15 protein-coding genes are annotated in these 20,969 nt (G+C 70.2%); 8 read left to right on the top strand and 7 right to left on the bottom strand.

The window, feature by feature from the left end:
* The first annotated feature begins 101 nt into the window (after positions 1–101).
* Together CcI156_RS14480 and CcI156_RS14475 are read left to right on the top strand one after the other, a co-directional pair.
* A complete protein-coding gene (locus CcI156_RS14480) occupies positions 102–1,976 on the top strand; it encodes a 3-hydroxybutyryl-CoA dehydrogenase (RefSeq protein ID WP_076806237.1) in 1,875 nt (624 codons plus the stop codon).
* 104 nt (positions 1,977–2,080) lie between these two features.
* Entirely contained in the window at positions 2,081–2,716 is a 636-nt protein-coding gene (locus CcI156_RS14475; protein WP_011438069.1) for a YkvA family protein, read from the top strand.
* Positions 2,717–3,043: 327 nt separating this feature from the next.
* On the opposite strand, the gene CcI156_RS14465 is transcribed toward CcI156_RS14475, so the two are convergent.
* Together CcI156_RS14465 and ccrA are read right to left on the bottom strand one after the other, a co-directional pair.
* Entirely contained in the window at positions 3,044–3,760 is a 717-nt protein-coding gene (locus tag CcI156_RS14465; RefSeq protein ID WP_011438067.1) for a sugar-binding protein, read from the bottom strand.
* 72 nt (positions 3,761–3,832) lie between these two features.
* Positions 3,833–5,182 (bottom strand): crotonyl-CoA carboxylase/reductase, encoded by a 1,350-nt coding sequence (gene ccrA / locus CcI156_RS14460; protein ID WP_076806274.1) that lies wholly within the window; start codon positions 5,180–5,182, stop codon positions 3,833–3,835.
* 172 nt (positions 5,183–5,354) lie between these two features.
* On the opposite strand from ccrA, the gene CcI156_RS14455 reads away from it, so the two are divergent.
* The 4 genes from CcI156_RS14455 to CcI156_RS14440 all read left to right on the top strand — a co-directional run bounded on the left by CcI156_RS14455 (position 5,355) and on the right by CcI156_RS14440 (position 8,873).
* Positions 5,355–5,912, top strand: a complete 558-nt coding sequence (locus CcI156_RS14455) for a SigE family RNA polymerase sigma factor (protein WP_076806235.1) — start codon at positions 5,355–5,357, stop codon at positions 5,910–5,912.
* Positions 5,909–6,970 (top strand): VCBS repeat-containing protein, encoded by a 1,062-nt coding sequence (locus CcI156_RS14450; protein ID WP_254847434.1) that lies wholly within the window; start codon positions 5,909–5,911, stop codon positions 6,968–6,970. The genes CcI156_RS14455 and CcI156_RS14450 overlap by 4 nt, the downstream gene beginning before the upstream one ends.
* Before the next feature lie 161 nt (positions 6,971–7,131).
* Positions 7,132–8,316: an acetyl-CoA C-acetyltransferase gene (locus CcI156_RS14445; RefSeq protein WP_076806234.1), complete on the top strand. Its 1,185-nt coding sequence runs from the start codon at positions 7,132–7,134 to the stop codon at positions 8,314–8,316.
* Between the two features lie 26 nt (positions 8,317–8,342).
* Positions 8,343–8,873: a cupin domain-containing protein gene (locus CcI156_RS14440; RefSeq protein WP_076806272.1), complete on the top strand. Its 531-nt coding sequence runs from the start codon at positions 8,343–8,345 to the stop codon at positions 8,871–8,873.
* Here CcI156_RS14440 and CcI156_RS14435 read toward each other — a convergent pair.
* Positions 8,823–10,355 carry a HAMP domain-containing sensor histidine kinase gene (locus CcI156_RS14435; protein ID WP_011438061.1) on the bottom strand — a complete coding sequence of 511 codons (1,533 nt, stop codon included), beginning with the start codon at positions 10,353–10,355 and terminating at the stop codon, positions 8,823–8,825. The two genes, CcI156_RS14440 and CcI156_RS14435, sit on opposite strands and share 51 nt — an antisense overlap.
* A 227-nt stretch (positions 10,356–10,582) precedes the next feature.
* Here CcI156_RS14435 and CcI156_RS14430 point away from each other — a divergent pair, with 227 nt between their 5' ends.
* Together CcI156_RS14430 and CcI156_RS14425 are read left to right on the top strand one after the other, a co-directional pair.
* A complete protein-coding gene (locus tag CcI156_RS14430) occupies positions 10,583–10,906 on the top strand; it encodes an MTH1187 family thiamine-binding protein (RefSeq protein ID WP_011438060.1) in 324 nt (107 codons plus the stop codon).
* Positions 10,907–11,054: 148 nt separating this feature from the next.
* Positions 11,055–12,044 (top strand): tetratricopeptide repeat protein, encoded by a 990-nt coding sequence (locus tag CcI156_RS14425; protein WP_011438059.1) that lies wholly within the window; start codon positions 11,055–11,057, stop codon positions 12,042–12,044.
* A 375-nt stretch (positions 12,045–12,419) separates the two neighbouring features.
* Here the strand turns inward: CcI156_RS14425 and glgB are convergent, their stop codons facing one another.
* The 4 genes from glgB to CcI156_RS14405 form a co-directional block, all read right to left on the bottom strand.
* On the bottom strand, positions 12,420–14,858 hold the full coding sequence (gene glgB / locus CcI156_RS14420) for a 1,4-alpha-glucan branching protein GlgB (protein ID WP_011438057.1): 2,439 nt from the start codon (positions 14,856–14,858) through the stop codon (positions 12,420–12,422).
* A gap of 123 nt (positions 14,859–14,981) precedes the next feature.
* Positions 14,982–16,352, bottom strand: coding sequence for an aminoglycoside phosphotransferase (locus CcI156_RS14415; protein ID WP_076806232.1), 1,371 nt, complete (start codon positions 16,350–16,352; stop codon positions 14,982–14,984).
* A 186-nt stretch (positions 16,353–16,538) separates the two neighbouring features.
* Complete coding sequence (treS, locus tag CcI156_RS14410; RefSeq protein WP_076806268.1) at positions 16,539–18,203, bottom strand: maltose alpha-D-glucosyltransferase; 1,665 nt, start codon at positions 18,201–18,203, stop codon at positions 16,539–16,541.
* Between the two features lie 59 nt (positions 18,204–18,262).
* Entirely contained in the window at positions 18,263–20,281 is a 2,019-nt protein-coding gene (locus CcI156_RS14405) for an alpha-1,4-glucan--maltose-1-phosphate maltosyltransferase (protein ID WP_076806270.1), read from the bottom strand.
* Positions 20,282–20,969: the final 688 nt, after the last annotated feature.

The following is a 20,969-nucleotide window of genomic DNA, read 5'->3' as shown; positions in this document are numbered from 1 at the left end:
GAGAATATGGGAGGATCGCGGCGTTCGCCGTCTGACACCGCCCGGCCCGCGACGCCCACCCGTCGCCCGGGGCCCGTGCGCCGAAGTAGAGGAGCCTGGGCATGATCGAGAGGCCCGTATCGGGAACCACATCGGGAACGGGGCCGGCCGCGAACCAGGAGAACGCGAACCAGGAGAAGAAGCCGGAGAACAGCCGGGACGAGGCGGTGAGACACCGCCGGGTCGGGGTGGTGGGGCTCGGCACCATGGGCGCGGGCATCGCCGAGGTGCTGGCGAAGGCCGGTCTGGAGGTCGTCGGCATCGCGCGTGACRCCGACGCGCTCGCCCGCAGCCGGGCCCGGGTCGAGCACTCCCTCGACCGCGCGGGCCGCCACGGCAAGCTCGACGACGCGACCAGGGAGGCCGTGCTGGCCCGCATGCGTCTCGGCACCGAGCTCGCGGCGGTCGCCGACTGCGAGCTGGTGATCGAGGCGATCGACGAACGAATGAGCGCCAAACAGGCGCTTTTCGCCCGACTCGACGAGATCTGCCCCCCGGCCACCGTCTTCCTGACGAACACCAGCTCCCTGTCGGTAACGGAACTCGCGGCGGGCACCGCCCGCCCGGAACGGGTGCTCGGCACCCACTGGTTCAATCCGGCGCCGGTGATGCGCCTGGTGGAGGTCGTACGCACGGTCGTCACCGACCCGACCGTGCTGGCCGGGGTGATCGGCCTGGTCAACGACGTGGGGAAGACCGCGGTCGTCGCGGAGGACCGGGCGGGCTTCATCGTCAACGCGCTGCTGTTCGGTTATCTCAACAACGCCGTGCGCATGCTCGAGGCCCGGTATGCGGCCCGGGAGGACATTGACGCGGCCATGCGGCTCGGGTGCGGGCATCCGATGGGCCCGCTCGCCCTGCTCGATCTGATCGGTCTGGACGCCGCCCACGAGATTCTCAACTCGATGTACCGGCAGTCCCGTGACCACCTGCACGCTCCGGCACCGCTGCTGAGCCAGCTCGTGCGCGCGGGCCTGCTCGGCCGCAAGACCGGTCGTGGTTTCTACACCTACGCGGCACCGGACTCCTCCGAGGTGGTCGACGCGGTCGATCCGCTCGCCGACCGCCTGGGGCGGGGCCGCCCGGTGCGCTCGGTCGGCGTCGTGGGGAGCGGCACGATGGCGGGTGGCATCGCGGAGGTGCTGGCCCGGTCCGGGCACGACGTCCTCCTGCGGGCCCGGAGCGAGCRCACCCTCGCCGCCACCCTCGCGAAGATCGAGTCGTCGTTGGCGGCGTCGGTGGCCAGGGGGCGGCTGTCCGACGCCGACCGGCTGGCGGCTCTGGCCCGGGTGCGCGGCACGACCGATCTGGGTGAGCTCGGCCACTGCGAGCTGCTGCTTGAGGCGGTGGTGGAGGACCTGGCGGTGAAGCGGGAGCTGTTCGCCGACCTGGACAAGATCGCGGCGCCCGGCGCCGTGCTGGCGACCACCACGTCCTCGTTGCCGGTCATCGAGTGCGCCATGGCCACCAGCCGGCCGCGGGACGTCATCGGTATGCACTGGTTCAACCCGGCCCCGGCGATGAAGCTGATCGAGGTGGTGCCCACGGTTCTCACCGGCGACGACGTGACAGCCACGGTCCTGGCGCTGTCCCGAGCGGCCGGGCGGCATCCGGTGCTCTGCGCCGACCGGGCGGGGTTCATCGTCAACGCGCTGCTGTTTCCCTATCTCAACGACGCAGTGAAGATGCTCCAGGCGCACTATGCGACGATCGAGGACGTTGACACGGCGATGACGGTCGGTTGCGGYCATCCGCTGGGCCCCTTCGCGCTCGCCGACGTCGTCGGCCTCGATGTCACGCTCGCGATCACGCGCTCGTTGTACGCGCAGTTCCGCGAGCCCGGCTACGCCCCGGCACCCCTGCTCGAACAGCTGGTCCGGGCTGGGTTCCTGGGACGCAAGACCGGCCGGGGGTTCCTCGACCACCCGCCGCGCTGAGCCCACCCGTCACGCCGAGAACAAGATCGCTTCTGTCCGCGCGGACTAGGATGTCGACGGTCGGCGGGAAATCCCGATTCGCGCGGGAGGAGGCTGGAGCGGCGATGGTCGTGCTCGACAGGGACGCCGTGCGAGCGTTCAGTCGGGAAGTCACGATGTTCCTTCCCGATCTGGTCCAGCTGCTGCGGCGGGTCGTCGCCGATCCGCGGGTCCCGCAGTCCGCGAAGGTGGAGGCCGCCGCGGCGCTCGCGTACCTCGTGTCGCCGAAGAACCGGCTGACCAACGCGATTCCGGTGGTGGGTCAGCTCGACGACGTCGCGGTCATCGCGTTCGCCTTCCGGCGGCTGGCCGTCGGAGCCGGGGAGCCGATCCTGCGTGAGCACTGGCGTGGCAGCGATCGCGGCTTCCAGCTGCTCATCGGTGCGTCGTCCGCCCTGGCGAGTCCGGCGGGGGCCGTGCGCAAGGCCAAGCTCGCCCGCTCGCTCGTGATGGCCGGCTTCGAGCGGGTCGGCGGGCGGGTGCGGTGGACGGGCGAGAGGTTCGGGGCGGGGACGGGCGGGCGCACGACGGCCTCCTCGGCCGGACCGGCGGCGGATGACCGGCCTCGGATCGTTGACGGCGAGGTGGTGGACCGGGGCGAGTGGGTCGCGGGCCCGCCGGCCGGCGATACCCCGGGTTCGGGTTCCCGCACCCGGCGGGATCGGTTCCGGGCATCGGGCAGACCCGCTCGCGGGCGGTGACGAGGAAGGCGCGCCGACGCCGGGCCCGGCCGTCGGATGCGCAGCGCGGGCACCCGGTCGGCTGGTGGATGCCGGATCCGGTCGTCGTCCTGCGGGACGGTGAGTGGGTGTGCGACCGACGAGCGGCGCGGCGACCACCAAGGTCTACCGGTGTCCCGGTTGTGATTATGAGATCACTCCGGGCGCCGCTCACGTGGTGGTCTGGCCGCCCGAGCGGATCGAGGACCGTCGACACTGGCACCGGCCGTGTTGGGAACGCCGATGCCGAGCGGCCCGGCCGCGCGTCCGTGACGGCTGACCCCACGAGACGACGGTCTCCCGTGCGGGCTAGACCCCGCGGGAGGCCGCCGACGCGGGCAACGCGTTCGGCTCGCTGCCGAGCGCCTTACGCTCCTCAGGCGGCGGTGCCTCGATGGAGGCGATCGACGCGGAGGCGGCGGTCAGCTTGTCGCGCAGCGCGCCCAGCTGGGCCGTCACCTGGTCACGCAGGGTGGCAAGCTGCGAGGTCACCTGTTCGCGTTGGCGTTCGAGGTCGGCCAGCCGACGCTTCGAGTCGTCCTCGGCCTGCGCGGCCGCGGCCCGAGCGACCTCGACGATCCGTTCGGCCTCCGCGCGGGCCGTCGAGACGATGGCCGCGGCCTGCTCGTCGGCGTCGCGCAGGGTTTTCTCCCGGGTCTGCTCGGCCTCGGTGACGATCCGGCGGGCCTCCTCGAGTTGGGCATCGGCCTCCCGGGTGCGTTCAGCCCGAACGGTGGCCGCCTCCTCCTCGGCGAGCTGGAGGATCTGGGTAACGCGGCCACCGAACTCCTCCCAGGCGGGACGGTTGGCGGCCAGATCGTCGCGTACCCGGGCCGCCTCGGTCGCAGCCTCCGACGCGGCCGCCTCCGCCGCCGCCCGGTGCGCCTCGGCCTCGCGTAGCTGCTCGACGAGCCAGTTCACGTGATGGGTGACCTGATTGGGGTCGTAGCCACGGCGCACCAGATCAAAGGCGGGGGGCCCGTCGGTCTCGCCGGCCATTGGGATGAGATCGGTGTGTTCGGTCATAGGACCTCAGCATCTCAGACGGTCAATGCGAGCGTGAGGGGAGCCGGCTGTCGACCTGGCCGATTTCCGGGTTTATACGCCGCGGAACCGGTTGATTGCGGTCAGGTGGCGGGAGCGGAGTGCCTCGTCGCGGACACCCAGCCCCTCGGCCGGGGCGAGACACAGCACGCCCACCTTCCCTTGGTGGAGGTTGCGGTGCACGTCGTAGGCGGCCTGCCCCGTTTCGGTAAGCGGGTAGACCCGGGACAGGGTCGGATGGATCATCCCGCGCATGATGAGTCGGTTGGCTTCCCAGGCCTCCCGGTAGTTGGCGAAGTGCGAGCCGACGATGCGCTTGAGATTCATCCACAGGTACCGGTTGTCGTACTCGTGCTGGAAACCGCTGGTGGAGGCGCAGGTGGCGATAGTTCCGCCGCGGCGGGTCACATAGACGGAGGCGCCGAAGGTTTCCCGGCCCGGGTGTTCGAGGACGATGTCGGGGTCGTCGCCGCCGGTGAGCTCGCGGATGCGCTTGCCGAACCGCTGCCATTCCCGGGGGTTCTGGGTGTGTTCGTCACTCCAGAACTGATAGGCCTCGGCGGCGCGGTCGATGATCAGCTCTGCGCCGAGGGAGCGGCATATGTCGGCTTTTTCCGGCGAGGAGACGATGCAGACCGGGATGGCCCCGCCGCGTAGCACGAGTTGGGTGGCGTAGGAGCCCAGGCCCCCGGACGCGCCCCAGACGAGAACGACGTCGCCCTGCTTCATGTTCGCGCCGTTGACCGAGACCAGCTGGCGGTACGCGGTCGAGTTGACCAGACCGGGTGCGGCCGCCTCCTCCCAGGTCAGGTGCGCGGGTTTCGGCATGAGCTGGTTGGTCTTGACCAGGGCGAGCTCGGCGAGTCCGCCAAAATTCGTCTCAAATCCCCAGATTCGTTGCTCGGGATCCAGCATCGTGTCGTTGTGGCCGTCGGGACGCTCAAGTTCCACGGACAGACAGTGGGCGACGACCTCGTCCCCGGGGGACCAGGCCTGTACGCCAGGCCCTGTCCGTAGCACAACTCCGGCCAGATCCGAGCCGACAACGTGGTAAGGCTGGTTGTGACGGGATGCAAGCGGAGAGGTTCGRCCGTAGCGCTCGAGGAAGTTGAAGGTGTGGATCGGCTCGAAGATCGACGTCCAGAYCGTGTTGTAGTTCACGGAGGAGGCCATGACCGCGATGAGGGCTTCGCCGGGACCGAGCTCGGGGGTCRGCACGTCGTCTACGTGCAGGGAGCGGCGGGGGTCCTTGTCCCGGGACGGCATGCCCTCGAACATCCCGATTTCGTCCCGGCGCACGACCACGGCGCGGTAGGACTCGGGGACCGGGAGGGATGCGAACTCCGCCCGCCGGGCGGGCGACGGAGGGCTCTGGGCAATGATCGCTTCGAGAATGTCCTTCACGGTCGGCCTCCGTAGGACGCTGGTGCTGGTGGCGGATAGACGGCAGATGTTACCCATAGGTGGGAGGCGGGGTCGCGGGATGTGGAGGCTGTCTGTTTCGTGCGCGACGCGATAGAACTTTTGGGACAACTTCGAGTGCTCGGTACGCGTCCAACTGGGTGTGATCGCGCCCATGACTGTCGTGGAAGGGTGGCGGCCCGTGCCTGCACGGAGCGACGCCGCCCGTAGCGATGTCGCGCGGGACGCCGATGCCGCCCTGACCGCGTTGTATTCCGAACACTATCGGTCATTGGTTCGTCTTGCAGCGTTACTACTTGACGATCTCGGCCTCTGCGAGGAGGTTGTGCAGGACGCCTACATCCGCGTCCACGCGGCCTGGGGGCGGCTCCAGGACCGGGACAAGGCCTTGGCCTACCTCAGGCAGACCGTCGTCAACCTCGCACGTTCGACACTGCGTCGTCGACTCGTCGCTCTCAAACACGCTCCCAAGCCGATGCCCGACGCCGCGAGCGCCGAGGAGGGCRCCTACTCCCTCGTCGAACGGGCGGCGGTCATCCAGGCGCTGCGCGAGCTGCCCCGCCGGCAGCGGGAGGCGGTGGTGCTGCGGTACTACGCCGACATGTCCGAGGCGGACGCCGCGGCGGTGATGGGCTGCAGTGTCGGTTCCGTCAAGGCGTACACCTCCCGGGGGCTGTCGGCGTTGAGCGGCAAGCTGGAGGGCCTGCGGTGAGTGGTCTGGAACCGGAGGAGCTCGCCCGCCTGCTCACCGAGGCGGTGGAGCCCATCCGGCCCTCGCCGGACGCTTACCGGCAGATCCGTGCCGGGATCGACCGTCGGCGCCGGTGGCGTCTGCCGCTGATGACGGCGGCCGGGATGGTCATGGCCGCGCTCATCGGGCTCGCCGTGGTGGCGCTGCGGCCCCCTCCGTCGAGCAACGAGCTCGTCGAGCCAGCCGTCCCGCCGCTCGTGACCGCACCCGTGACGGGGCCGAGCCGGACACCCGTCGCGCCCTCGACCGGCGGCACCGGCCGTTCTGCCAGGGCCGGCGGTGGGTCCGGAGGGGGAGCGGCGACCTGGTCGGCGACTACCCCGCCGACCGCCCTCCCGAGCACCAGCGTGTCCTCCCCGCCCGTCACGGCCGGTTCGTCAGCCAGTCCGACGACGGTGACCCAGGACAGCCCTCAGCTGCCGACGGCCGTCGTGAAGCCGGCGGTGGCGGGCGACGTCGACGGCGACGGCCGTTCCGACCAGGTGCGGGCGACCGGGAGCAAACTCGAGGTCGTGTTCTCCCGGGACGGAACTGTCGGGCAGGTCGACCTGGGCGCGATCGTGGTGCCCCTGCACTACACGGTCGTCGACATCGACGCCAACGGGTTCGGCGAGATCCTGGTGCAGACCACGTCGAGGAGCGGGATGGACAACTACGCGCTGGTGCGCTACGCCAGTCTCGACACGCTGGCCTCCGTCTCCCTGCCGGCTCAGCTCACCCTCGCCGCCGGAGTTCAGGGCAACGTCGGCGCCGGGTTCCGCTGCATGGACCGGGCCCTGCGGATCAACAGCGGGACCTCGACCGACGGTTCGCTGTTCACCGTGGCCACGACCATCCTGGCGCTGACCCCGGAGGGCCTGGCCGCCCAAGACAGCCGGTCCGACCAGGTACGCCTGCCGGCGGACCCGGCCACCTCGCCGTTCGTGGCAGCCTGCGGCCAGCTGTCCYGACGGTCCCTGTCAGGACGGTCCGCTTCTCCTGGCCGTCCCGCCGGTCCGGCTGGGTGCGCTTGTCCCTGAGAGGCCAGAATCGCGGCCGGGAATCTCAGACGTGACCAGGCTATTATATCAGCAACGGCCGTTCTCGAGGCCGTCGCCACGAGACGACGTCACCGCATGCCGCATGCCGCATGCCGGCGCCGTCCCGGTCCGAAGATCTTCCTGGAGATGAGGAGGCATCCATGCCTGGTTCCGTGATCGTGGCCGGAGTGCGGACACCGTTCGGGAAACTGTCGGGCGGGCTGAAGAGCTTCACCGCGACGGATCTCGGTGGCATCGCGATCTCGGGTGCCCTCGCGCGGGCCGGCCTGTCCGGCGACGCGGTCGATTATGTGATCATGGGGCATGTGATCCAGGCCGGTGCGGGTCAGATCACCGCCCGGCAGGCGGCGGTCRCCGCCGGCATCCCGCTGTCGGTGCCCGCCATCACGATCAACAAGGTCTGCCTGTCCGGCCTCGACGCGATCGCCCTGGCCGACACGTACATCTCCAGCGGGGAGTTCGACCTCGTCGTCGCCGGTGGGATGGAGTCCATGACCGGCGGCCCGCACCTGCTGCGCTCGCTGCGCTCCGGGGTGAAGTACGGCCGGGCCGAGCTGCTCGACGCCACCGAGCACGACGCGCTGTTCTGCGCCTTCGACCAGATCGCGATGGGGGCGAGCACCGAGCGGTACAACGCGGGGCTTGGCATCGGCCGGGCCGAGCAGGACGAGTTCGGCGCCCAGTCGCATCAGCGGGCCRCCGCCGCCACCAAGAACGGGCTGTTCGACGACGAGATCGTCCCGGTCGCGGTGCCGCAGCGCCGCGGCGAGCCGCTGGTCGTCAACCAGGACGAGAGCGTGCGTCCCGACACCACCGTCGAGGTGCTCGCGAAGCTGCGGCCGGCCTTCGACGGCAACGGCACGATCACCGCGGGTTCGTCGTCGCCGATCTCCGACGGCGCCGCCGCCGTCATCGTGGCGAGCCGGGCGAAGGCCGAACAGCTCGGCCTGCCGATCCTCGCGGAGGTCGGTCACCACGGCTTCGTGGCCGGTCCGGACACCTCCCTGCAGTCCCAGCCCTCGCGCGCCATCCTCGCGGCGCTGGCCAAGGAGCGGCTCACCCCGGCCGATCTCGACCTCGTCGAGATCAACGAGGCCTTCGCCGCGGTCGCGATCCAGTCCATGCGCGACCTCGKGATCGGCCCGGAGATCACCAACGTCAACGGCGGCGCGATCGCGATCGGTCACCCCGTCGGAGCCTCCGGTGCCCGGATCGCCCTGACCCTGGCCAACGAGCTGAAGCGCCGCGGCGGCGGGATCGGGGCCGCCGGTCTCTGCGGCGGCGGCGGCCAGGGAGACGCCTTGGTGCTGCGCGTTCCGGCGTGACGGCAGGCCTCGGGGAGGCTCCCGCGATGACCCGCATCGACGACCCCGCGACGCTGGCCGACGACCTGGTGCGGGAGCTTGGTCTCGAAGAACATCCCGAGGGCGGCTGGTACCGCCGGACCTGGGCCAGTCCCGACCAGATCGACGCACATGGCGGCAGGCGCCCCGTCATGACGTCCATCCTGTTCCTGCTGCGTCCGGGAGAGGTGTCCGGCTGGCATCGGGTGGCCTCGGCCGAGATCTGGCTCTGGCAGGGCGGCGGGGCCCTCGATCTCACTCTCGGCGGGCCGGGCCGGGCGCCGGTCGCCGCCGACCGGCGGATCCTCGGGCCCGATCTGGCCGCGGGCCAAGCGCCGCAGCTCGTCGTGCCGGCCGGCGAATGGCAGACCGCGGTCCCGCGCGATGGACAGCACGTCCTGGTCGGCTGCGTGGTGGCGCCTGRCTTCGACTTTCTGGACTTCGAGCTCTTCCCCGCATCAGGCGCCGTTCGGGGCGGCCCGGTCAGGTCAGCTCGGGGCGGTCATCGCGGTGGTGAGCGCGGCTGCCGCGGCGACTAGGGCGCCGGGATCCAGCGGGATCTTCAGGACGTCCACGGCGCCGGCTCGGCGCAGGTACGCCCGCTCGCGGGGGTCGGTGTCCTCGCTGAGGACCAGGGCCGGGATGACGCCGGCGGTCGGGTCCGCCGCGAGCTGGGCGAGCAGCTCGGCCGCGGTCGTGTCGGGCAGGTCCCGGTCGAGCAGGATGAACGCCGGCCGGGCCCCCCGCACCGCGTCGAGGGCGAGACCGGCGCGGGGAACGGTCACGGTGTCCGCAGCCAGGAAATCGGTGAGGGTCTCGGCGACCAGGGAACGCAGGGCGGGATCGCCACTGACGTGCACGACCCGCAGGCCGCCGGGTGTGGGAGGACGGCCGAGGGTGACCGTGCCGGACTCGCCGGAGCGACCTGGGAGGCCACCGTAACTGCCCACGAACCCGCTGTCATCATCGAGATCCTCGAAACGCAGGTCGACCGCGTCGAGCACGACGGCGAACACGCTTCCCACGCCGTACCGGCTGGCGACGGTAAGCACCCCGCCCATCGCCGTGACCAGGGCGTGGGACAGCGCGAGGCCCAGCCCGCTGCCCTCGATTCCGCTGCGCTCGGCGCCGAGGCGCTCGAAGGGCCGGAACAGTCGGTCGATCGCCCGGGGGGAGAGCCCCGCGCCGTCGTCCTCGACCTCGATACGGATCCGCGAGCCGGTGATGGGCACGATGCCGACGCGCACGCTGCCGCCCTCCCGGCCGTACTTCAGCGCGTTACCGACAAGGTTGAGCAGGACCTGCCACAGGCGGCGGCGGTCCGCGTCGGCGACGAGCGGCAGCGCCGGATGGATCACCCGCCGGATGCTGCGCTGCGCCGCGAGCGGTTCGACGAGCTCCACCACGCCCTGGACGATGTCGAGGACGTTGACCGGCCCCTTGTTGATGTCCCCCCGGCCCGCGCGGAGCCTGGCCAGGTCCAGCACGTCATCGATCAACGCCTGCATGTGGCGGCCACCGGTGATGATCCGCTCGACGTCGTCGTGGAGGTCGGGGGTGAGCGGTTCGAGTTCCAGCAGCTGCGCGAAGCCCAGCATGGCGTTCAGCGGGGTCCGCAGTTCGTGGCCGAGCCGGGCGATCAGTTCGTCCTTGGCCCGTGACTCGTTCTCGGCGACCTCGCGGGCGCGCTGGTCGCTGGTGTCCCGAGCGACGACGACCAGCCCGCCCTCCGGGTCGACCCGGACCGTCACGTGATGGGGCACGGTGGCCCCGGCCAGGTCGACGAGTCCCACCGAGCCACGCCACTGCCCGGTCCGCCCCAGCGCGGCCGTCACCGCCTCACCGAGAGCGAGGCGGAACGCGGGATCGACGACGTCGACAAGATCGCGCAGATGGGGGACGCGGGGAACCCGGTCACCGAGGAAGGCACGGGCGGCGGCACCCATGTCGGTGACACGACCATCCGTGCCGACGACCACAGCCAGGTCCGTCAGCGCGTCGAGCAAGATGCGTGACCCCACCTACGCCTCATTATCCGTCTTCTTCCACCCCACGGCGGGCAATGGTAGGGCGTACCGTCAGAGACCGTTGTTCCGGGTTTRCTCAACTGGATCGCCGGCCGGTTTTCTGGCGACGTTTCGTGACATGCAAATAGCTTACCGACGACCTCGGTGCGTCGGCGTAGCAGGGTAGTGGCCCTGCGTTGTTCGATGCGCGGTGAGCGGACTGTCGTGATAAGTCTGACCGCATGCTTGTTGCCTTCAGTGTCACGCCCATCGGTCAGGGCGAGGGGGTCGCGGATCTGGTCGCCGAGGCGGTCCGGATAGTGCGGGCCAGTGGGCTGCCCCATGAGACGACCGCCATGTTCACCACGATCGAAGGCGAGTGGGACGAGGTGATGGACGTCGTCCGCCGGGCCACCGAGGCGGTCTCGGCCCGTGCTGGCCGGGTGAGTCTGGTGCTGAAGGCCGATCTTCGCCCGGGAGTCACCGACGCTCTGCACACGAAGGTCGCCGCGATCGACCGGTTGCTGGCCGGGGGCGAGACCGGCGCGGACGCCACTGATCGTTGACCGCGGCCGGCGGGCAACGGCCCGCGGCCCGCGGCCCGCCGGCCCGGATTGGGCGTCTGTGTCCGACCCCGGGCGAGGCGGACATGAGGACCGGAAAAGTCGTCCGGTGCCGAGCCCACTGACCGCGACCAGATGCCACGATGGAGGCATGCAACGTAGGCCACCAGTCCCATCCAGATCGCCGCGCGGTGCGGGAGGCGCGGGACGTCTGCCCGAAAGCCTCGGCGGTCTGCGCCTCGCCGGCGCCGTCCCGCTCGACCCCAAGCCGGCGACCCCGCCTCCCCCCGCCAGCAGCGCCGCCACGGCCGCGCCGGACGCCCGTCCCGGCGCGCCAGCCGGGCCCGTGGTCATCGACGTCACCGAGGCGAGCTTCGCCACCGACGTGGTCAGCCGGTCGATGCAGGTTCCCGTAGTGCTGGACTTCTGGGCCTCCTGGTGCGGCCCGTGCAAGCAGCTCAGCCCGATCCTGGAGAAGCTCGCCGCGGCGGACGGCGGCCGGTGGATCCTCGCCAAGATCGACGTCGACGCGAACCCGGGCCTCGCGCAGGCCGCCGACGTGCAGGGCATCCCCGCGGTGAAGGCGGTGATCGGCGGGCGGATCATCGGAGAGTTCACCGGCGCCGTGCCCGAACGGGAGGTGCGGAGCTGGCTCGATCAGCTGCTCTCCCTGGTCGGCGAGGCGATGGGCGCAGTCCCGGGCGCGGCAGCCGCGGGCGGCCCCGCCCGTGACCCACATGTGGCGGCGGCCGAGGCGGCGCTTGCCCGTGGCGACTTCGACACCGCGGTCGAGTCCTACCGCATCCGGCTCACCGAGGCGCCCGCGGATCCCGAGGCCCTGACCGGGCTCGCGCGGGCCGAACTGCTGCGCCGGGTGCATGGGTACGATCCGGTGGACGTCCGCAACCGGCTGGTGGCGAATCCGGACGACGTCGAGGCCGCGGTTGCCGCGGCCGACCTGGGCATCGCGCAGGGAGACGTGGCCGGGGCCCTCGCTGGTCTCGTCGAGGTCGTCCGCCGGACGGCGGGACCGGAGCGGGAAAGGGTCCGAGCGCACCTCGTCGGGCTGTTCCAGGCGTTGGGTGACGAGGAGCCCGCGGTGGCCCCGGCTCGACGCTCCCTGGCAGCCGCTCTCTTCTGAGGACGCGGCAGTCGAGTTGTGGGGAGCCAGTGCACGGTCCAGGGACCGCGGACCGTGCTCAGATCCCCACATTCACCGGCTGAAGGCGAGCTGACGGAGGCCCCGTACGGCGCCCTGGGCCAGGGGTCCCCGCACTGCGGCGAAGCCCCGATGGCTATCCCAGGAGGCTATCCCAGGAGGGTCGCCGAAGGCGAGCTGACGGAGGCCCCGTACGGCGCCCTGGGCCAGGGGTCCCCGCACTGCGGCGAAGCCCCGATGGCTATCCCAGGAGGCTATCCCAGGAGGGTCGCCGAAGGCGAGCTGACGGAGGCCCCGTACGGCGCCCTGGGCCAGGGGTCCCCGCACTGCGGCGAAGCCGCCGTGCGGGGGAAGGCACTAGGCGGGGGAGAGCCAGATGGCCCCGAGAGGCGGCAGCGTCAGGGTTGCTGAGGCGTCGAGACCGTGATGCGGCTCCTCGACAGCCTGGACCGAGCCGAGATTGCCGATGTTGCCGCCGCCGTAGCGGTACCCGTCGGTGTTGAGTATCTCGCGCCAGCGGCCGGGGAACGGCAGCCCGATGCGGTAGCCCTCGTGCCCGATGCCGGCGAAGTTGGTGACGCAGGCCAGCACGCCGCCCGCCGGGTCCTCGCCCGACCACCGCAGGAACGAGAAGACGTTGTTCTCCGCGTCGTTCGCGTCGATCCAGGAGAAGCCCGCCGGGTCGGCGTCGTGTTGGTACAGGGCCGGGACCGTCCGGTAGAGACCGTTCAGGTCGCGCACGAGGTCCGCGACACCGGCGTGGGCGGGATCGTCCAGCAGGGGCCATTCGAGGGACGCGGACTCGTTCCACTCGTTGTCCTGGGCGAACTCGCAGCCCATGAAGAGCAGCTTCTTGCCGGGATGCGCCCACATGTAGGCGAGCAGCGCCCGCAGGTTCGCGAGCTGTGCCCAGCGGTCGCCGGGCATCTTGCGTAGCAGTGAACCTTTGCCGTGGACCACCTCGTCGTGGCTGAACGGCAGGATGAAGTTCTCCGAGTAGGCGTACACCATCGAAAAGGTCATCTGATGGTGGTGGTACATGCGGTGGATCGGCAGCCGGGAGTTGTAGTCGAGGGTGTCGTGCATCCACCCCATGTTCCATTTGAAGCCGAAGCCCAGGCCGCCGAGGTGGGTGGGGCGGGTGACCCCGGGCCACGCGGTCGACTCCTCCGCGATCATCATTGCGCCCGGGAAACGGCGGTAGACGGTGGCGTTGGTCTCCTGCAGGAACGAGACGGCGTCGAGGTTTTCCCGGCCGCCGTGGATGTTGGGCAGCCAGCCGCCCTCCGGCCGGGAGTAGTCGAGGTACAGCATCGAGGCGACCGCGTCGACGCGTAGCCCGTCGATGTGGAATTCCTCGAACCAGTACAGGGCGTTTGCCACGAGGAAGTTGCGTACCTCGGGGCGGCCCAGATCGAAGACGTAGGTACCCCAGTCGGGCTGTTCACCGCGGCGTGGATCGGGATGTTCGTACAGGGGGGTGCCGTCGAAGCGKCCCAGCGCCCAGGTGTCCCGGGGGAAGTGCGCCGGCACCCAGTCGACGATCACCCCGATGCCGGCGCGGTGCAGCGTGTCCACAAGGTGGCGGAACTCGTCGGGGCTGCCGAAGCGGGCCGTCGGGGCGTAGTAGGCCGACACCTGGTAGCCCCAGGAGCCGCCGAAGGGATGCTCGGCCACGGGCAGCATCTCCACGTGGGTGAAGCCGTTCTCGACGACGTACGCGGTCAGTTCCTCAGCGAGCTCCCGATAGGACAACCCGCGCCGCCAGGAGCCCAGGTGGACCTCGTAGACGCTCACCGGCTCGGTGCGCCAGGCCGTCCGGGCCCGCCGGTCGAGCCACGCGCCGTCGTTCCAGGTGAAGTCGGAGGCGAACACCACGCTCGCGGTGGCCGGCGGCACCTCGGTGTGGAACGCCAGCGGATCCGCCTTCTGCCGCCAGATCCCGTCGAAGCCGAGGATCTCGTACTTGTACCGGGCGCCGGTGCCGGCGCCGGGGACGAACAGCTCCCAGATCCCGGAGCGGCCGAGCGAGCGCATCGGGAAGGCACGCCCGTCCCAGAAGTCGAAATCGCCGACGAGCCGCACTCCCCGCGCGGAGGGGGCCCACACGGCGAAGCTGACCCCGGTGACTGTGGCGCCGCCCGGCGTCGTCAGCGCGCGCGGATGCGCCCCGAGCACCTTCCAGAGCTGTTCGTGCCGGCCCTCGATGATCAGATGGAGGTCCATCTCACCGAGGGTGGGCAGGTGCCGGTAGGGGTCGTCGATGAGGTACGGGCCGTCCGGGTAGGTCACCTCGATGCGGTAGTCGGGCAGCATTCCCGGCACGGCCACTCCGAACACCCCGCCGCTGTGCAGCCGGGTGGCCGGGTAGCGGGCCGGCCCGACGAGGACGGTCACGGCCCTCGCATCGGGGCGCAGCACCCGGACGACCGTGGCGTCGCTCCCGGGATGCGGGTGCGCCCCGAGCAGCGCGTGCGGGTCGTGATGCGCCCCGCTGACCAACCGCTCCAGGTCGTCGTAGGGCAGGTCGACCGAGACCGCGGGCGCAACCGCGGGCGGGTCTGCGGGCAGGGCCGATGGTGGGGCCGATGGTGGGGCCGATGGCACGGCGGGATCGTCGGCGGTCTGTCCAGGCTGGGCGCTGGCGGACGATGCGTCGCGGTCCGCCAGCGCCACCCGGCCACCGCCGTTGCGGACGGCGGTGGCCGCCCCTCGGGGGTTCGGTCGGTCGGGGGCGAGCCCGGTGGCCAGGCGTCCCGTCCGCGCCGTGCCGTTGTTGACGTCGCCGTTGTTCACTGGGACACCCCTGCCTCTCTGCGCGGTGATTTTTCGGGTCTTCTGTCGGGTCTTCTGGCTGATCCGCGTCCGGGTGCCGGCACCGCTGCCGGGCGGCCGCCACGGCCCGGGCCGGGCCGTGGCTTACCCCGCCGACGGGCTGGACCGGGTCAGTCGTTCCACCGAGGACAGCGGGATCCCGATCCACCCCGGTCGGTGGCGGGCCTCGTACAGGATCTCGTACACGGCCTTGTCGAGCTCGAACGCACGCAGCACCACGGCATCCGCACGAGGATCGCGGCCGGCCGCGGCACCGTAGCCCCGGCAGAACGCCTCCCGGTTGCGATCTGCCCACTCCTGGGCGCGGTAGGCCAACGACGGCTCGTCACCGCGTTCGAGCAGCATCGACYGGGCCGCGTAGTCGAACGAGCGCAGCATCCCGGCGACGTCGCGCAGCGGCGATTCCAGCCCCACACGGTCGGCGACCGGGCGGACTGGCTCCCCCTCGAAGTCGAACAGCACCCAGCCCGAGTCGACCCGCAGGACCTGACCCAGGTGCAGATCGCCGTGTAGCCGTTGGAAGGGCCGGGGATGGACGGCCTGCGCCGACGCCCCCGTCACCTCGTCGTAGCTCTTGCGGATCGCCGCCTCGAAGGGACGCAGCTCGGCGACGGCCTCGACCGCCGCATCCAGCCGGCCATGCAGGTAGGTCACCAGGGAGCGCAGGGCATCGGCGGTCGCGGGCCTCGTCGGCAGCGTCCGGGCGAGGTCGGCGTGCACCTCGGCGGTGGCGGTACCCAGCCGCTCGGCCTCCGCGGCGAAGTCGCCGCCGACCTCGTCGGCGTGCAGGTCGGCCTCGGCGTACAGGTCGCGCACGCTGGCCAGCGCCAGTCGCCAGCCCTCGGTACCGCTGCGCAGGTACTCCTGGAGGAATCCGAAGGTGGTCGGTGTCCCGTCGACACGGCCGGAGTACCAGGCGACGGGGCGGGCCACGTGTGTGCTGCCCGCCTCCGCCAGCGCCCGGGTCACCTCCAGATCGGGGTTGACGCCCGGCCAGAGCCGCCGGAACACCTTGAGGATGTAGGCGTCGCCGTAGACGATCGAGGTGTTGGACTGCTCGGCGCCGACGGCGTGGGCGGGCAGGATGTCCAGTGGTTCCAGCGCCTCGGCGACGAGGCCGTCGCGGTGTGTCGACCGGCGGAGGAAACTCAGCAGGGCCGAGCTGCCATCGGGGTCGTGCAGGCCGTCGTAGACCAGGCCGCCGGCACTCTCGCCGATCAGGAAGCCCTCGTGGCCGAAGGGCGCGTCCGAGCGGATGACCACCGGAACCTGGTAATGGTCCGACGGACCGTGGTCGTAGTCGACGTCAACGACGAGCAGCCGTAGCGGTTCGAAGACCATGACGTCGTGACGGATCCGCAGGCCGCCCCCGGATCTGCCCTTCCCGGCGAACCAGCGCTGCCGGGGGAGCCACTCGCGCAACAGGCCGGTCAGTTCCGCGTGGTGGTCACCCATCATCGACCTCCCGGTGCCCGTCCTCAACGATCATTATGCCAGCTAACCTAACGTCCACTGCCTCCATAGCAGCCTTTTGCCCGACCCGGGCCGGGCCGCACGTCGTTCAGGCGGTTCCAGTGCTCCTTGGCTGTTCCTTGCCCGACCGCCCCGACGGCCTCCGTTGCCCCGGTCCGCCCAACGCGGCTAGGGGGTGAATTCCCCCGGTCTGGTCACCGCGAACCAGTAATGTCCGTGACCTGGCAGTGTCAGCAGGTAGGGAAGCTCGCCGATCGGCGGGAAGTGCACCCGGCCGAGCAGCTCCACCGGAACCATTCCCTCGAAACGACGCAGATCGAGCTCCACCGGCTGGGCGAAGCGGGACAGATTCGCGACGCACAGGACCCGGTCGTCGCCGAACTCGCGGACGAAGGCGAAGATCGAGGGATTGGACGCGCCGAGCTCGGTGTAGTCGCCGAGCCCGAAGACCGGATGACGCTTGCGTACCTCGATCATCCGCTTGGTCCAGGCCAGGAACGAGGTCGGCATGCGCTGTCCGGCCTCGACGTTCAGGGCCTGATAACCGTAGACCGGATCCATGATCAGGGGAAGGTACAGTCGGGCCGGGTCCGCGGTGGAGAAACCGGCGTTACGATCCGGTGACCACTGCATCGGAGTCCGGACGCTGTCCCGGTCGCCCAGGTAGATGTTGTCGCCCATCCCGATCTCGTCGCCGTAGTACAGCACTGGCGAGCCGGGCAGCGAGAGCAGGAGCGCGGTGWACAGCTCCATCTGGTCACGGCTGTTGTCCAGCAGCGGCGCCAGCCGGCGACGAATGCCGATGTTGGCTTTCATACGCGGATCTTTCGCGTATTCGGCCCACATGTAGTCCCGTTCCTCGTCGGTCACCATTTCGAGCGTCAGCTCGTCGTGGTTGCGCAGGAAGATGCCCCACTGGCAGTTCGGCGGGATCTGGGGTGTCTGAGCAAGAATTTCCGAGATTGGGTAGCGGGACTCCCGCCGGACCGCCATGAAGATGCGCGGCATCAACGGGAAGTGGAACGCCATGTGGCACTCGTCGTCGTTGCCGAAGTACTCGACGACGTCGGAGGGCCACTGGTTTGCCTCGGCGAGCAGCACCCGGTCGGCGTACTTGGCGTCGACCTCCTTGCGGACCCGCTTGAGGTACTCGTGGGTCTCCGGCAGGTTCTCGCCGTTGGTGTTCTCCCGGACATAGAGGTAGGGGACCGCGTCGAGCCGGAACCCGTCGATGCCGAGATCGAGCCAGAAGCGCAGAACCTCCAGCATCGCCTCCTGGACCTCGGGGTTGTCATAGTTCAGGTCGGGCTGGTGGGAGAAGAAACGGTGCCAGTAGTACTGACCGCGGACCGGATCCCACGACCAGTTCGACTTCTCGGTGTCCACGAAGATGATCCGGGCGTCCGGGTACAGCTCGTCGCTGTCGGACCAGACGTAGAAGTCCCCGAACGGCCCGTCGGGGTCGGAGCGGGACGCCTGGAACCAGGGATGGGCGTCCGAGGTGTGGTTCATCACCAGATCCGCGATGATCCGGRTGCCCCGGCGGTGGGCCTCGTCAACCAGGCTAACGAAGTCGCCGAGGTCACCGAATTCCGGCAGGATCTGAAAGTAGTCACTGATGTCGTAGCCGCCGTCACGCAACGGCGAGGAGTAGATCGGTAGCAGCCACAGACAGTCGACACCGAGCCACTCCAGGTAGTCGAGCCTGGAGATCAGGCCGCGAATGTCCCCCGTGCCGTCGCCGTTGGAGTCCGCGAAGCCGCGGATGAGCACCTCGTAGAACACGGCTCGCTTGAACCAGTGTGGGTCGCGTAAAGTCCCCCCGACCGGCATGGCGGGGGCCGGGCCGGGGGTGTGGTCKCCGATCGGTTCGCTGAGAGGCTCAGAATCCATCACGACCGGGCCCRCACAGCGAAGACGTGCGCGGGCTCGACCGCCGGGTCCAGCCGCACGTAGTTCTGCTTGCCCCACGCGTAGGTGGCACCAGTGATCTCATCGGTGACCTCGAAGGAGTCTTCCCAGCCGAGGCCGAGGGCCGGCATGTCGAGCCGCACGGTGGTCTCCCGGGGAGCGTGCGGGTCGAGGTTGACGACGATGAGCACGGTGTCGGCGGCGGCCGTGTCCCCGGGATCCGTGCCGTCCGCCCGCAGGGAGTCCACCCGCTTGGAGAAGACCATGATCTCGTCCCCGTCGGCATGGTGGAAGTGCAGGTTGCGCAACCACTGCAGGGCGGGGTGGGCACGGYGGATCTGGTTGAGTCTGGTCAGGTACGGCGCGAGCGACTGGCCCGCACGCTCCGCCGCGKCCCAGTCGCGTGGCCGGTACTGGTACTTCTCGGAGTCCAGGTACTCCTCGCTGCCCGGTCGGACCGKGGTGTTCTCGCGCAACTCGTACCCGGAGTAGACGCCCCAGGTCGGTGACAGCGTCGCAGCGAGCACCGCCCGGATCCGGAACGCCGCCGGGCCGCCGTGCTGCAGGTACTCCGGCAGGATGTCCGGGGTGTTGACGAAGAAGTTCGGCCGCATGTAGTGCGCGGCCGACACCAGTTCGCGCGCGTACTTCTCGAGCTCCCACTTCGTGTTGCGCCAGGTGAAATAGGTATATGACTGGGTGAAACCGACCTTGGCGAGCGTGTGCATCATCGCCGGCCGGGTGAATGCCTCCGCGAGGAAGAGCACATCTGGTTCGGTCGACTTCACCTGGGCGATGAGCCATTCCCAGAACTCGACGGGCTTTGTATGCGGATTATCGACACGGAAGATTCGTACTCCGTGTGCAGTCCAGTACCGGACGACGCGCAGGATCTCCTGATAGAGCCCGGTCGGGTCGGCGTCGAAGTTCAGCGGATAGATGTCCTGGTACTTCTTCGGCGGATTCTCCGCGTAGGCGATGGAGCCGTCACTACGCACGACGAACCACTCCGGGTGATGCTTCGCCCATGGATGGTCCGGCGCGCACTGCAGGGCGAGGTCCAGCGCGATCTCCATGCCCAGCGAGCGTGCCCGGGCGACGAACAGGTCGAAGTCGTCGATCGTGCCGAGGTCGGGATGCACGGCGTCGTGGCCGCCGTGTTCGCTGCCGATGGCCCACGGCGAGCCGGGGTCCGTCGGACCGGGGGTGAGGGTGTTGTTGGGACCCTTGCGGTTGACCTCGCCGATCGGATGGATCGGCGGCAGGTACACCACGTCGAAGCCCATCGCCGCGACCGCGGGCAGGCGTTCGGCCGCGGTGAGGAAGGTCCCGGACCGGGGCGGGTCGAGGCTCGCGCCCTCCGAGCGCGGGAACATCTCGTACCAGCTGCCGTAGAGGGCGCGCCGACGATCCACCCACAGCCGGTACAGCGGTGAGCGGGTCACCAGTTCGCGCAGCGGACAGGCGTCCAGCAGGCTCACCAGCTGGKGATCGAGGGCCGCGGCGATCCGGTCGCGGGGGTCGGTGCAGTCGTCGTCGCGCAGCGCGGCCACGGCGAGAGCGATCTCCGCCCGGCGCGGTTCGGGGACTGCGGGCAGGGCCCGCAGCAGCAGGCGCGCACCGTCCTCGAAGTCCACCGCGAGTTCGTCCGTGCTCTGGCCCGCGCCGACCTTGAGGGCAATACCGTGCCGCCAGGTGGCGACCGGATCGGCCCACGCCTCGACCCGATATCCCCACAGGCCTTCGGTCCCGGCGGTGATCTCCGCCTCATAACGGTCGGTACCGGGGCCGGCGGAGCGCATCCGGATGAACGGAGTTCCCTGCCCGTCGGGACCTGACAGCACGACGTTCGCGCCGATGAGGTCATGACCCTCGCGGAACACCGTTGCACCGACGGTGAGAATTTCGCCCGCGACCGCCCGCGCCGGCCACTGGCCACACGAGACGGTCGGTGTCACATCGGAGACGACAACCCGGCCTACTGAACGTCCGATCATCATGACGACCTTATCCAGACGAACCACACCTCAATGGTCCGCCCTGTACGTGGCGATTGGCGACACCTCTGTGTGAACTGCCCGCGACCATCGCATGGGCGATTGTTGTCGTTGGGATGGGTCKGTCCGTCCCGCCCGGATGGCCCGCGCTGAAGGCAATGTTCCCCAGTTGCGGCCCTGTCGAACGTCCGAACCTCCTCTGTTGCGGTGCTCCGGGTGCGGGGTCGAGGTCGGAGCGTCACCGGGGTCCCGGCGGCGGACGCCCGGCGCATTCCGGAATCATTGTGGTGATGTTGTGTGATGGGGTCGGGGTGGCTCGGGTGGTGTTCCGCCGCGGTTGCCGGSGCGTAAAGGGGTGGCCCGATCGTGGCGGGCGGGCGGCACCGGGACGATTCGGGCGCAGCCGGCGCGGCTACGGGGCGGTGTGGCACCGGCTGCGGGAACCTCGTGGCCCACTCGTTCGTCCCGCAGGGCACAGTACTCCGGCCACGTGGCCTTCGTGGGCGGAGAGTCACTGTGGCGTTCACGCCGCGCAGTAGGCTGCCGGCGCCCGGGGACACCCGGGGACACCCGGGGACACCCGGGGCGCACCTCGCCCCGGGTCGCCGGCTTCCGCGGGGGCCGCTCGAGCGGCCCCCGAAACATCTGAACGGCAGCAACATCTGAACGGCAGCAACATCTGAACGGCAGC

Origin of the sequence: Frankia sp. CcI156 (assembly GCF_001983015.1) — a bacterium.
Classification (GTDB): domain Bacteria; phylum Actinomycetota; class Actinomycetes; order Frankiales; family Frankiaceae; genus Frankia; species Frankia casuarinae.
The sequence above is the reverse complement of the archived record's forward strand: the minus strand, read 5'-3'. Positions and strand labels throughout refer to the sequence as shown.